The 12,649-nt window shown below is 73.7% G+C and carries 13 protein-coding genes and 3 pseudogenes; 15 read left to right on the top strand and 1 reads right to left on the bottom strand.

Going from position 1 to position 12,649, the window contains the following annotated elements; translation table 11 throughout:
• Positions 1-28 precede the first annotated feature (28 nt).
• Together priA and OVA14_RS00105 are read left to right on the top strand one after the other, a co-directional pair.
• Positions 29-778 carry a bifunctional 1-(5-phosphoribosyl)-5-((5-phosphoribosylamino)methylideneamino)imidazole-4-carboxamide isomerase/phosphoribosylanthranilate isomerase PriA gene (priA, locus tag OVA14_RS00110; protein ID WP_267504319.1) on the top strand — a complete coding sequence of 250 codons (750 nt, stop codon included), beginning with the start codon at positions 29-31 and terminating at the stop codon, positions 776-778.
• Between the two features lie 10 nt (positions 779-788).
• Positions 789-1,610: an SseB family protein gene (locus tag OVA14_RS00105; protein WP_267504318.1), complete on the top strand. Its 822-nt coding sequence runs from the start codon at positions 789-791 to the stop codon at positions 1,608-1,610.
• A gap of 62 nt (positions 1,611-1,672) precedes the next feature.
• Here OVA14_RS00105 and OVA14_RS00100 read toward each other — a convergent pair whose 3' ends face one another.
• Complete coding sequence (locus tag OVA14_RS00100; RefSeq protein ID WP_267504317.1) at positions 1,673-2,038, bottom strand: DUF1844 domain-containing protein; 366 nt, start codon at positions 2,036-2,038, stop codon at positions 1,673-1,675.
• Positions 2,039-2,263: 225 nt separating this feature from the next.
• Here OVA14_RS00100 and infC point away from each other — a divergent pair.
• The 13 genes and pseudogenes from infC to OVA14_RS00045 all read left to right on the top strand — a co-directional run.
• A pseudogene (gene infC / locus OVA14_RS13640) lies at positions 2,264-2,866 on the top strand (translation initiation factor IF-3); the annotation flags it as partial.
• 520 nt (positions 2,867-3,386) lie between these two features.
• Complete coding sequence (gene rpmI / locus OVA14_RS00090; RefSeq protein ID WP_188718138.1) at positions 3,387-3,581, top strand: 50S ribosomal protein L35; 195 nt, start codon at positions 3,387-3,389, stop codon at positions 3,579-3,581.
• Positions 3,582-3,615: 34 nt separating this feature from the next.
• Positions 3,616-3,996: a 50S ribosomal protein L20 gene (gene rplT / locus OVA14_RS00085; protein WP_267504316.1), complete on the top strand. Its 381-nt coding sequence runs from the start codon at positions 3,616-3,618 to the stop codon at positions 3,994-3,996.
• Positions 3,997-3,998: 2 nt separating this feature from the next.
• Positions 3,999-4,808, top strand: coding sequence for a TrmH family RNA methyltransferase (locus OVA14_RS00080; protein ID WP_267504315.1), 810 nt, complete (start codon positions 3,999-4,001; stop codon positions 4,806-4,808).
• A 95-nt stretch (positions 4,809-4,903) separates the two neighbouring features.
• On the top strand, positions 4,904-5,650 hold the full coding sequence (locus OVA14_RS00075) for an amino acid ABC transporter ATP-binding protein (protein WP_324288020.1): 747 nt from the start codon (positions 4,904-4,906) through the stop codon (positions 5,648-5,650).
• Positions 5,651-5,678: 28 nt separating this feature from the next.
• Positions 5,679-6,584, top strand: coding sequence for a glutamate ABC transporter substrate-binding protein (locus tag OVA14_RS00070; protein ID WP_267504314.1), 906 nt, complete (start codon positions 5,679-5,681; stop codon positions 6,582-6,584).
• A gap of 67 nt (positions 6,585-6,651) precedes the next feature.
• Positions 6,652-7,302: an amino acid ABC transporter permease gene (locus tag OVA14_RS00065; protein ID WP_267504313.1), complete on the top strand. Its 651-nt coding sequence runs from the start codon at positions 6,652-6,654 to the stop codon at positions 7,300-7,302.
• Positions 7,299-8,285 (top strand): amino acid ABC transporter permease, encoded by a 987-nt coding sequence (locus tag OVA14_RS00060; protein WP_267504312.1) that lies wholly within the window; start codon positions 7,299-7,301, stop codon positions 8,283-8,285. The genes OVA14_RS00065 and OVA14_RS00060 overlap by 4 nt, the downstream gene beginning before the upstream one ends.
• A gap of 96 nt (positions 8,286-8,381) precedes the next feature.
• Positions 8,382-9,428 carry a phenylalanine--tRNA ligase subunit alpha gene (pheS, locus tag OVA14_RS00055; RefSeq protein WP_267504311.1) on the top strand — a complete coding sequence of 349 codons (1,047 nt, stop codon included), beginning with the start codon at positions 8,382-8,384 and terminating at the stop codon, positions 9,426-9,428.
• 1 nt (position 9,429) lies between these two features.
• A pseudogene (locus OVA14_RS13635) lies at positions 9,430-10,539 on the top strand (phenylalanine--tRNA ligase subunit beta); the annotation flags it as partial.
• Positions 10,540-10,657: 118 nt separating this feature from the next.
• A pseudogene (locus OVA14_RS13630) lies at positions 10,658-11,497 on the top strand (phenylalanine--tRNA ligase subunit beta); the annotation flags it as partial.
• A 94-nt stretch (positions 11,498-11,591) separates the two neighbouring features.
• Positions 11,592-11,903, top strand: coding sequence for a hypothetical protein (locus OVA14_RS13625; RefSeq protein WP_420710599.1), 312 nt, complete (start codon positions 11,592-11,594; stop codon positions 11,901-11,903).
• 73 nt (positions 11,904-11,976) lie between these two features.
• Positions 11,977-12,642 carry an SIMPL domain-containing protein gene (locus tag OVA14_RS00045; RefSeq protein WP_267504310.1) on the top strand — a complete coding sequence of 222 codons (666 nt, stop codon included), beginning with the start codon at positions 11,977-11,979 and terminating at the stop codon, positions 12,640-12,642.
• The last annotated feature ends 7 nt before the right edge of the window (positions 12,643-12,649 follow it).

Here is a 12,649-nt window from a genome sequence, read left to right as displayed (position 1 = left end):
GCTCGTCCCCGGAAGGCTCCAACACCCCATGACCGACTTCAACCAGTCACCCAAGCTCCAGCTGCTGCCCGCCGTCGACGTCGCGGGCGGCAAGGCCGTGCGGCTCACGCAGGGCAAGGCAGGCACCGAGACCTCGTTCGGCAGCCCCGTCGAGGCCGCTGAGGACTGGGTGCGCCAGGGCGCCGAGTGGCTGCACCTCGTCGACCTCGACGCCGCCTTCGGCCGGGGCGACAACCGCGCCGTCATCAAGAAGGTCATCAAGGCCGTGAAGGGCCGCGTGCACGTCGAGCTCTCGGGCGGCATCCGCGACGAGGCGTCGCTCGAGTCGGCCCTCGCCACGGGTGTGAAGCGCATCAACCTCGGCACCGCTGCCCTCGAGAACCCCGAGTGGACGGCGTCGGTCATCGCGGAGTACGGCGACCAGATCGCGGTCGGGCTCGACGTGCGCGGCACGACGCTCGCGGCGCGCGGCTGGACGCAGGACGGCGGCGACCTGTGGGACGTCCTCGACCGCCTCGAGGCAGCCGGCTGCTCGCGCTACGTCGTCACCGACGTCACGAAGGACGGCACGCTGCAGGGCCCGAACATCGAGCTGCTGCGCCAGGTGGCCGAGCGCACCGAGAAGCCCGTGGTGGCCTCGGGCGGCGTCTCGACGCTCGACGACATCGCGGCGCTCCGCGAGCTCGTGCCCGCGGGCATCGAGGGCGTCATCGTCGGCAAGGCGCTGTACGCGGGCGCGTTCACGCTCGCCGCGGCGCTCGACGTCGCGGGCGACTGACCTCGTCGTCGTGAGCCGCGGCGCCGACTCGGCGGGACGGCCCTGGGAGGGCCGCTCCTTCCAGCATCACGACACGGCCTTCGCGGGCGACGACGGCTCGGCGCCCGAGGGCTGGGAGGCCGCGGTCGCAGCGCTGCGCTCGGGCGACGCCGCGCAGGACGCGGCGGTCGACGCGCTGCGGGGCCAGCGGCTCCTCGTGCCGCTGCTCGCGGCCGCGGGAGAGACGGGTGTCGACGAGCGCGGGCGCACCGTCGACAAGACGCAGGAGCTCTCGATCGTCACGGTCGGCGGCCCCGACGGCGCCCCGATCCTGCCGATGTTCTCGAGCGTGGGGGCCATGCAGGCGTGGGACGCGCGCGCCCGCCCCGTGCCGACGGGCGTCGACCGGGCTGCCGCGGCCGCGCTCGACGGGCCGGGCCGCGTCGTCGTCGACCCGGGCGCCGAGACGGAGTTCGTGCTGACGCGCCCCATGCTCGAGGCGCTGCTGGTCGGCGGGCCCTGGTCCTCGCCGCTGCAGGACGCCGAGGTGCAGGCGACCGTGCTCGACGCGCTCTTCGCCGCGCCCGCCGTGCAGGGGGTCGTGCTCGCACCGGGCGACCCCGCGAGCCGTCTCGCGGGTGCCGAGCTCGAGGCGCACGCGCTCGTCGACGACGCGCCGGACGCCGCCGAGCAGGTGCAGCGCGCCGCTGCCGCGCTGGGGGAGGCCGCGCTGCTGCGCGAGCGCGTCGCGAGCCTCGCCGTGCGGCTGCATCGGTGGGACGGCGGACCCGCCCAGCTGCCGCTCGCCGCGCCCGCCGTCGTTGCGGTCACGCGCGCCGACCGACGCGCCTGAGCCGACCGGGCCTGGGCGCGCCAGGCAGGGGGAGCGGGCAGGGGCGATCGCTCCGGCCCGCGTCAGGTGACGGGGCCGGTGAACTTCTCGCCCGGGCCCTTGCCCGGGGCGTCGGGGATCGCGCTCGCCTCGCGGAAGGCGAGCTGCACCGAGCGCAGGCCGTCGCGCAGCGGCGCGGCGTGGATGCTGCCGACCTCGGGGGCCGCGGCCGTCACGAGGCCCGCGAGGGCGTTGATGAGCTTGCGCGCCTCGTCGAGGTCGAGCTCCTCCTGCGCCTGCGGGCCGTCGCCGAGGCCGAGCTTCACCGCGGCGGCGCTCAGGAGGTGGATGGCGACGGTGTTGATGAGCTCGACGGCGGGCACCTCCGCGATGTCCCGCGCCTGCGGCATCGCGTCGTCGTGGTGCTCGTGCGGCATCGTGTCGGTCATCGCGCTCTTCCTCCGAGGAGTGGTCTCTGCTAGGCTTCTGCAGGTTTCGGGCGTCAGCCCGGAGGTGAAAGTGGAGCGATCCCACCCGCAGCCGCACCAGGCTATCGGGTCAGCAGCACCAGGGCGCACGTCGTCCGAGGGTGCTGAGCATGCGCAGGCAGGTCCCGCGCGAGGCTCCCCGTTCGCCGTGCATCCCGCACACGAAGCAACGAGAAGGAGCCCGCGATCAGCGATCCCCGCATCAACGAGCGCATCCGCGTCCCAGAAGTCCGTCTGGTCGGCCCCGGTGGCGAGCAGGTCGGCGTCGTCCGGGTCGAGGATGCCCTTCGTCTTGCCCGAGAGGCGGACCTCGACCTCGTCGAGGTGGCGCCCAACTCGCGTCCGCCCGTGGTCAAGATCATGGACTTCGGCAAGTTCAAGTACGAGCAGGCGCAGAAGGCCAAGGAGGCCCGTCGCAACCAGGCGAACACCATCCTCAAGGAGGTCCGGTTCCGCCTGAAGATCGACGAGCACGACTACGAGACGAAGCGCAAGCGTGCGGAGGGCTTCCTGAAGGCCGGCGACAAGGTGAAGGCGATGATCCTCTTCCGCGGCCGCGAGCAGTCGCGTCCGGAGATGGGCGTGCGCCTCCTGCAGCGCTTCGCCGAGGAGATCCGCGAGTTCGGGCAGGTCGAGTCGTCGCCGACGATCGATGGCCGCAACATGACGATGATCATCGGCCCGATCCGCTCGAAGTCGGACGCGAAGGCTGAGCTCAACACCTCCCGCCAGGAGCAGCGCAAGGCCGACCAGGAGAAGCGTCGGCTCGAGGCCGAGCGCCAGGCCGCGCACCAGGCCGAGGTCGAGGCGGCGCGCCCCGCGCGCGAGGCGATCCCCGGCGCCGCGACCATCGGCGAGTTCGTGCGCAGCGAGCGCCCGGTGCGCAGCGAGCGCCCCGACCGCTTCGAGCGCGGCGAGCGCATCGACCGTCCCTCGCGCGGCCGCGGCGACCGTCCCGACCGCGGCGACCGTCCCGACCGCGGCGACCGCCCGGACCGCGGCGACCGTCCTGACCGCTCGGAGCGCTCGGACCGGCCGCAGGGCGATCGTCCGCAGGCACGCTCGGTGCGGCCCACGCCCGCCGGCGCCCCCCGCCCGGCCGGTGCCCCGCGCCCCGCGTCGACGTCCGCGGCCCCCGCCTCGCCCGCAGCGGCGAAGCCGGCCGCGACGCCCGGCGCAGCGCCCAAGCCCGCCGCGAAGCCTGCCGTGCCCGGCAAGCCCGCTGCGCCCAAGACCGGCTCGCCCAAGCCCGCGAGCCCGAAGGCGACGCCGTCGGCCTAGCCGCGGCTGCCAGTACAAGGAGAGAAGAATGCCCAAGCAGAAGACGCACTCCGGTGCGAAGAAGCGCTTCAAGGTGACCGGCAGCGGCAAGATCCGCAAGCAGCAGGCCGGCATGCGCCACAACCTCGAGGTCAAGTCGTCGGTCCAGACGCGCCGCCTCAACCGCGACAAGGTGCTGGCTCCGGCCGACGCCAAGGTCATCAAGAAGCTGCTCGGCCGCTGACGCGGCCCCGGAACCAAGAAGAGAGTCAAGAACCATGGCACGTGTCAAGCGCGCGGTCAACGCCGCCAAGAAGCGCCGCGTCATCCTCGAGCAGGCGGAGGGCTACCGCGGCCAGCGGTCGCGCCTGTACCGCAAGGCCAAGGAGCAGATCCTCCACTCGCGCGTCTACGCCTTCCGCGACCGCAAGGCGAAGAAGGGCGAGTTCCGCCGCCTCTGGATCCAGCGCATCAACGCCGCTGCCCGCCAGAACGGCCTGACGTACAACCGCCTCATCCAGGGCCTCGGCCTCGCGGGCATCGAGGTCGACCGCCGCATGCTGGCCGAGCTCGCCGTGCACGAGCCCGCCACCTTCGCGACGCTCGTCGAGGCCGCGAAGGCCGCCCTCCCCGCCGACACCTCGGCCGCCAAGGCCTGAGCGTGCTCGACAGCCCCCGCGCACCCAGGGTGCGCGAGGCTGCGAGGCTCCAGCAGCGAGCAGCCCGGTCGCAGACCGGGCTGTTCCTGTTGGAGGGCCCCGCGGCCCTCGACGAGGCGGTGCGCTGGCAGGGCGCGCAGCTCGTCGAGGTCTTCTGGACCCAGCAGGCGCGCGAGCGCCACCCCGAGCTCATCGAGCGCGCGGGCGAGCACGCGCAGCTCACCGAGGTCTCCGAGCGCGCGCTCGCCGCGATCGCCGACACCGTGCGTCCGCAGGGCGTCGTGGCGATCGCCCGCCAGCGTCCCGTGGCGCTCGAGGAGGCCGTCGCCCGGGCCGCGGCGCGCCCGCATCCGCTCGTCGCGATCCTCCACGAGGTGCGCGACCCCGGGAACCTCGGCACCATCCTGCGCGCCGCGGACGCGGCCGGCGCCTCGGCGGTCGTCGTGACCGCCAACTCCGTCGACCCCTACAGCCCCAAGGTCGTGCGCTCCACGACGGGCTCGCTCTTCCACGTCGACGTCGCGGTCGGCGCCGAGACCGCCGACGCGATCGAGGCCGTGCGCCGCGCGGGCCTCGCGGTGCTGGCCGCCGACGTGTCGGGGGAGGACCTCGTCGCCCTCGACCGGGACGGCGGCCTCGCGGGCCCGACGGCCTGGCTCTTCGGCAACGAGGCGCGCGGCCTCGACGACGCGACCCTCGCGCTCGCCGACCGCGCCGTCCGCCTGCCGGTCTACGGGGAGGCGGAGTCGCTGAACCTCGCGACGGCCGCCTCGGTCTGCCTCTACCAGAGCGCCTTCGCCCAGCGCCGCTGAGCCGGCCGTCCTCCGCCCGCGGGCGCGCGCACGCGTGTAACCGTTTCGTTGCGAATGCCGCGACCGGTCATGGCTCCGAGACAGGTCGTGCTTGGATGGCAACCATGCAGCCCCTGGTCGAGCTCGAGCGCGTCGAGAAGCACTACGGCGAGTTCCACGCCCTCAAGGACATCACCCTCTCCGTCGAGCAGGGGCAGGTGGTCGTCGTCATCGGACCCTCGGGCTCCGGCAAGTCGACGCTCTGCCGCTCGATCAACCGGCTCGAGACGATCACGAGCGGCTCGATCCGCATCGACGGCAAGGAGCTGCCCTCCGAGGGCAAGGCGCTCGCGAAGCTCCGCGCCGAGGTCGGCATGGTCTTCCAGTCGTTCAACCTCTTCGCGCACAAGACGATCCTCGAGAACGTCACGCTCGGCCCCGTCAAGGTCCGCGGCCTCTCGCGCAAGGAGGCCGAGCAGGAGGCGCGCGCCCTCCTCGACCGCGTCGGCGTCGGCCACCAGGCCGACAAGTACCCCGCGCAGCTCTCCGGCGGACAGCAGCAGCGCGTGGCCATCGCCCGCTCGCTCGCGATGAAGCCCAAGGTCATGCTCTTCGACGAGCCCACCTCCGCGCTCGACCCCGAGATGATCAACGAGGTCCTCGACGTCATGGTCGGGCTCGCGAAGGAGGGCATGACGATGATCGTCGTGACCCACGAGATGGGGTTCGCGCGCAAGGCGGCCGACCGCGTCGTGTTCATGGCCGACGGCGAGGTCGTCGAGGAGGCGACCCCGGAGGAGTTCTTCACGAACCCGCGGACGCCGCGCGCCAAGGACTTCCTCTCCAAGCTCATCACCCACTAGATCCCAAGCACGGAACCAAGGAGACAGCATGCGCATCACACGACGCGGCAGCGCCATCGCCATGGGCGCGATCGCCGCCCTGGCACTGGTCGGCTGCGCCCAGGGCACGCCCGGCGACCCCGGCTCGACCGACGGCGCCGACGGCGGCGACACCGGCGCCCTGTTCGAGGTCGCGACCGACGTCCAGCTCGAGGGCTCGCCCACGTTCGACGCGATGACCGAGGCGGGCGGCGTGACGATCGGCGTCAAGGAGGACCAGCCGAACCTGGGCTACCTGGACCCCGTCACGGGCGAGCGCACCGGCTTCGACGTCGACATCTCGCGCTGGATCGCGGCGTCGCTCGGCTTCTCCGAGGACCAGATCACGTTCCAGTCGATCCCGTCGGCCAACCGCGAGACGGCGATCCAGAACGGCGACATCGACTACTACGTGGGCACCTACTCGATCACCGACTCGCGCAAGGAGCTCATCGACTTCGCCGGTCCGTACTTCGTGACGGGCCAGGGCCTCCTCGTCGCCGCCGACTCGGACATCGCGAGCATCGACGACATGGCCGGCCAGACGGTCTGCTCGGCGACGGGCTCGACGCCGATCCAGAACATCCGCGAGAACTACCCCGACATCGAGACCACGGAGTTCGACACGTACTCGCAGTGCGTCGAGGCGCTCCTCGCGGGCACCGTGCAGGGCGTGACGACCGACGAGGCGATCCTCATCGGCTACGCGGCGCAGGACCCGGACAACCTCCAGGTCGTCGGCGAGCCGTTCAGCGAGGAGCGCTACGGCGTCGGCCTCACGCTGGGCGACGACGCGCTCCGCGAGCACATCAACGCGCTGTTCGAGGACAACCCCGACACCTGGCAGGCGATCTACGACGCCAACCTGGGTGACTCGGGCGTCGAGGGCGAGCAGCCCGAGGTCGACCGCTACTGATCCGCGACGGGGGCGGCGGCGCAGCCGCCGCCCCCACCGCTGACATCTGACTGAGAGGGGGAGCCGCATGCTGGACGCGCTCTTCGGACACCTGGACCTGTGGGGCCAGGCGCTCTGGGGCACGGTCGTGCTGTTCTTCGGCGGCGGCGCCATCGCGCTCGTGCTCGGCATCGTCGTCGGCGGCATGCGGGTCTCGCCGGTGCCGATCGCCCGGGCGGTCGGCACGGTGTACGTCAACCTCGTGCGCAACACCCCGCTCACGCTCATCTTCTTCCTCTTCGCGTTCGGCGTCCCGGTCCTCATCGAGGGCGACGTCGACTTCCTGGGCCTCGCCATCTGGGCGCTCGGCCTCTACACCGCGACCTACGTCGCGGAGACCCTCCGCGCCGGCATCAACACCGTGCCCGTGGGCCAGGCGGAGGCCGCTCGCGCGATCGGCCTGCCCTTCGGCCAGGTCATGTCGCTCGTGATCCTGCCGCAGGCGATGCGCGCGGTGATCCCGCCGATGATGAGCGTGTTCATCGCGCTCCTGAAGAACACGACGGTCGCTGCCGGTTTCTCGGTGCTCAACCTCGGCTCGATCCGCGCCTACATGTCGGAGCGCGGCGAGAACCCGATGGACGTGCTGCTCTGGGTCGCCATCATCTTCGTCGCCCTCGTCATGCTCCTCACGCTGCTGCAGGCGCAGCTCGAACGACGCTGGAAGGTGGCGCGATGAGCCAGGCCTCCGTCCTCTACGACGTGCCCGGCCCCCGGGCCGTCGCGCGCAACCGCATCCTCGGCGTCGTCACCGTCGCCGCCGTGCTCGCGGCGCTCGGCTGGATCGCGTGGCGCATGGCCGTCACGGGCCAGTTCAGCGCCAGCAAGTGGGAGGCGTTCGCCTACCAGACGATCTGGGAGCAGATCCTCACGGGCCTCGGCGCGACGCTGGGCGCGTTCGCGGTCGCGGCCGTCGGTGCGCTGGTGCTCGGCCTCGTGCTCGCGATCGCGCGCCTCTCCGACCACCGGTGGGTCCGAGTGCCGGCCGCCGTGGTCACCGAGGTGCTCCGCGCGATCCCCGTGCTCATCTTCATGATGCTGCTCTACTACGCGCTGCCGGTGCTCGGGCCGAGGCTCCCGCCGTACTGGGCGGTCGTCATCGCGCTCGTGGCATACAACGGCTCGGTGCTCGCGGAGGTCATCCGCGCCGGCGTCGAGGCCCTGCCGAGGGGGCAGAAGGAGGCGGGCTACGCGATCGGCCTCCGGAAGTCCGGCGTCATGCGCCTCATCCTGCTGCCGCAGGCGATCCGGTCGATGCTGCCCGTGATCATCGCGCAGCTCGTCGTGACGCTGAAGGACACCGCGCTCGGCTTCATCATCACCTACCCCGAGCTCCTCTTCATCGCGAAGCGGCTCGGCTCGGCCGCGACCCTCGACCGGCCGATCATCCAGTCGACCATCGTCGTCGGCGCCATCTACATCGCCATCTGCCTGCTGCTGTCGTGGCTCGCGACGGTCGTGCAGCGTCGCTCGGCGGCCGGCCCCAAGGCGGCGGGCGGCACGCGCCCCGGCAACGCAGGCGGCGCGACCGACACGCAGCTCCTGCTGACGCAGCGCGGCGTCGACGCGAACACCGGCAACGTCGTCGGCGGCGGAGGCACGCTCGGGCTCACCGGCCGAGCCTCCGATCACGATCCCGACGGTGGAGGCCATCCGCGCTGAGCGAAGCGTGGCGGCAGAGAGGGCGGGCACCGAGAGGTGCCCGCCCTCTGTCGTCGCAGCGGGCTCCCGGGCCCCGCCCGTCGATAGGATCGTCGGGTGACTCCCCCCGACACCTCCGCCGACCTCGGCGCGCGCGTCAACGCCGCGGTGGCCGCGGCGCTCAGCGCGATCGAGGCCGCCCAGACCACCGCCGAGCTGCAGGCCGCGAAGGGCCAGCACAACGGCCAGGGCAGCGAGCTCGCCGCGCTCAACGCCTCGCTCCGCGACATCGCCCCGGAGGACCGGAAGGCGGCAGGGCAGCTGATCGGCGGCGGTCGCCAGCAGGTCGGCGCCGCGATCGCGGCGCGGCTGGCCGAGCTCGAGGCCGCCGAGCAGGCGGTGCAGCTCGAGGCCGAGCGCGTCGACGTCACCGCGCTCCCGCGCCTCCAGCGACCCGGCGGCCGCCACCCGCTCACGATGCTCATGGACGAGATGGGCGACGTCTTCGTCGGCATGGGTTGGGAGATCGCCGAGGGCCCCGAGCTCGAGCACGAGTGGTACAACTTCGACGCCCTGAACGTCGACCCCGACCACCCGGCGCGCAGCGAGTCAGACACCTTCTACGTCGCGCCCGCCGACCGCCACCTGGTGCTCCGCACCCAGACGAGCCCCGTGCAGATCCGCTCGCTCCTCACGCGCGAGCTGCCCGTGTACGTCGTCGCGCCCGGCCGCGTCTACCGCACCGACGACATCGACGCCACGCACCTGCCCGTCTTCACGCAGCTCGAGGGCCTCGCCGTCGACGAGGGCATCACCATGGCCCACCTGCGCGGCACGCTCGAGCACCTGGCCCGCCAGATGTTCGGCGAGGAGGCGCGCATCCGCCTGCGCCCCAACTACTTCCCGTTCACCGAGCCGAGCGCCGAGATGGACGTGTGGCACCCCGGCATGCGCGGCGGCCCGCGCTGGGTCGAGTGGGGCGGCTGCGGCATGGTCAACCCCAACGTGCTCCGCGCCGCCGGCGTCGACCCTGAGGTGTACTCGGGCTTCGCGTTCGGCATGGGCATCGAGCGCACCCTCCAGTTCCGCTACCAGCTCGACGACATGCGCGACATGATCGAGGGCGACGTCCGCTTCACCGAGCAGTTCGGGATGGTGATCTGAGATGCGCATCCCGCTCTCCTGGCTCCGCGACCACGTCGACGTCCCCACGGAGGACGCCGCCGCGTGGCTCCACGCGACCCTCGTGCGCGTCGGCTTCGAGGAGGAGGCCGTGCACGGCGGCGACCTCCGCGGGCCGATCGTCGTCGGCAGGGTCCTCTCGATCGAGGCGGAGCCGCAGAAGAACGGCAAGACGATCCGCTGGTGCCAGGTCGACGTCGGCGAGGCGAACGGCGGCGTCCGCGGCATCGTCTGCGGCGCGCTGAACTTCGTCGAGGGCGACCGCGTCGTCGTGACGCTCCCGGGCGCCGCGCTGCCCGGCGGCTTCGAGATCGCCGCGCGCAAGACCTACGGCCACGTCTCCGACGGCATGATCGCCTCCGAGCGCGAGCTCGGGCTCGGCGACGACCACGACGGCATCATGCGGCTCGACCAGCTCGGGATCCCCGGCGAGGTCGGCGAGGACGCCCTCGCGATCCTCGGCCTCGACGACCAGGCCGTCGAGATCAACGTCACGCCCGACCGCGGCTACGCGCTCTCGCTCCGCGGCATCGCGCGCGAGGTCGCCTCCGCCACCGGGCAGGCCTTCCGCGACCCGGCGGCGGTCGACGCGGGAGAGGGCCGCGGCTTCCCCGTCGCGATCGACGACGACGCGCCCATCCGCGGTCGCGTCGGCTGCTCGCGCTTCGTCGTGCGGGTCGTGCGCGGCATCGACCCCGGCCGCGCGACGCCCGGCTGGCTCGCGGCGCGCCTGCGGCTCGCGGGCATCCGCTCGATCTCGCTCCCGGTCGACATCACGAACTACGTCATGCTCGAGCTCGGCCAGCCGATCCACGGCTACGACCTCGGCACGCTCCGCGGCGGCCTCGGCGTGCGCCGCGCGCAGCAGGGGGAGCGGCTCACGACGCTCGACGGCGTCGACCGCGCCCTGCACCCCGAGGACCTCGTCATCACCGACGACCGCGGCGCGATCGGCCTCGCGGGCGTCATGGGCGGCGCCGAGACCGAGATCGGCTCGGCGACGACCGACGTGCTCATCGAGGCGGCGACCTTCGACGGCGTCTCGATCGGCCGCACCGCGCGCCGGCACAAGCTGTTCTCGGAGGCCTCGAAGCGCTTCGAGCGCGGCGTCGACCCCGCGGTCGCCGACGCGGCGGCGGCGCGCGTCGCCCAGCCTGCTCGTCGAGCTCGCGGGCGGCACGCTCGACGCGCTCGGCGCGCGCGTCGGCGAGGTGGCCGCGCGCGAGCCGATCGCCATCCCGGTCGGCTACTGGCGCGCCCACACCGGCGCCGACTACCTCGACGCCGAGGCGCGCGACGCGCTCGAGCGCATCGGTGCGGCGGTCGAGGAGGACGGCGCGTCGTGGGTCGTCGTGCCGCCGTCGTGGCGCCCCGACCTCGTCGACCGCGAGGGCCTCGTGGAGGAGGTCGCGCGCGTCGTGGGCTTCGACCGCATCCCCGCCGTCCTCCCGGTCGCCCCGCCGGGTCGGGGCCACACCCGCGCGCAGCGGCTCCGCCGCCGCGTCGCCGACGGCCTCGCCGCCGCGGGCCTCACCGAGGTGCTCGTGGCGCCCTTCGTCACCGAGGCGCAGGCGCGGCTCGCGGGCGACGAGCCCGTGCGCCTCGAGAACCCCCTCGACGGCGAGCGCCCCTGGCTGCGCACCGCGCTCGTCCCCGGGATGCTCGACACCGCCCACCGCAACCTGGGTCGTGGCCTGACCGACCTCGCGCTCTTCGAGATCGGCCACGCCTTCCTCGCGACCGAGGGCCACGGCACCGAGGCGCTGCCCGAGGCCGCGGGCCGCCCGAGCGACGACGTGCTCGAGGCGCTCGACCGCCTGCCCGAGCAGCCGCTGCGCCTCGCGGCGGTGCTGCTCGGCGAGCGCGTCCGCAAGCAGCCCGGCGTCGCCGCGGTGCGCTACGGGCTCGCCGACGCCGTCGAGGTGGCCGAGCGCGTCGCGCGCACCGCGGGCCTCGCGCTCGAGCCTGCGGCAGGCGGAGCGGCCGTGGCTGCACCCCGGTCGCACGGCCGAGCCTGCTCGTCGACGGCGCGGTCGTCGGCGTCGCGGGCGAGCCTGCTGCCGGCCGTCGCCGAGGCGGCCGACCTGCCGCGCGTCGTCGCGGTCGCGGAGCCTCGACCTCGGCGCGATCATCGCCGCGGCGCGCGTGGGCCTCGACACGCTGCGGATCGCGCCCGTGCCGGCGGCGACGCAGGACCTCTCGCTCGTCGTGCCCGCGGCGGTCCCCGCCGGGCAGGTCCTCACCGCCGTGCGCGAGGGCGCCGGCGCGCTGCTCGAGCACATCGCGCTCGTCGACGACTACCGGGGCGCGGGCCTCGGCGAGGGCGAGAAGTCGCTGACGTTCGCGCTCCGCTTCCGCGCCGCCGACCGCACGCTCACCGCTGCCGAGGCGACCGAGGCGAAGCTCTCGGGCGTCGCCGTCGCGGCCGAGCGCCACGGCGCGCGGCTCCGCGACTAGGCACGACGCTCCCGGCCCGGCCTGCGGCCGCCCGCCAGGGCGGTCGCAGGCGCCGCCGCTAGCATCCGGTCGCATGGTGCACATCACGGTCCAGGGGACGGGGTCCCGCCGCGCCGCCGCCGAGCGCGCGGAGCTCACGGTGCAGTCGCGCTGGCAGACGGAGACGCCCGCCGACGCGATGGCGACGGTGCAGGAGGCGCACGCGCGCGTCGTCGCGGAGGTCAAGGAGCTCGTCGCCGCCGGCGCGGCCGAGTCGTGGCACGCCGATCGCGTCTGGCTCTCGCACCACCGCGAGTGGCGCGGCGACGACAAGGCGCCCCGCCTCGTCTACGCCGCGGCGGCGAGCGTCACCGCGACGTTCATCGACCTCGACGCGCTGGGCCGATGGATCGCGGCGCTCGGCGGCGACCCTGTCCTCGAGGTGGGCGACATCGAGTGGAGGCTGACCGAGCCGACCCGGCGCGAGCTCGCGCGCGGCGCCCGCGCGGACGCCGTCGCCGACGCCGTCGAGCGCGCTCAGGACTACGCGCGCGCCGCCGCGATCGGCGAGGTGCGCGTCGTCGAGGTGCGCGAGCCGAGCCCGTTCGGATCCGGTCCGAGCCCCAAGCACCGCGTGCACGACGTGATGATGGCGGGGGCGCCCGCAGGGGGATCGGTGGAGCTCCAGGCGGGCGAGCTCGAGGTCGAGGCGCACGTCGAGGCGACCTTCGCGACCGGAGGGGACGCCGCAGGCAGATAGCCTGGAG

Source organism: Agrococcus sp. SL85 (assembly GCF_026625845.1).
Classification (GTDB): Bacteria; Actinomycetota; Actinomycetes; order Actinomycetales; family Microbacteriaceae; genus Agrococcus.
This window is presented reverse-complemented; position numbering and strand designations above follow the sequence as displayed.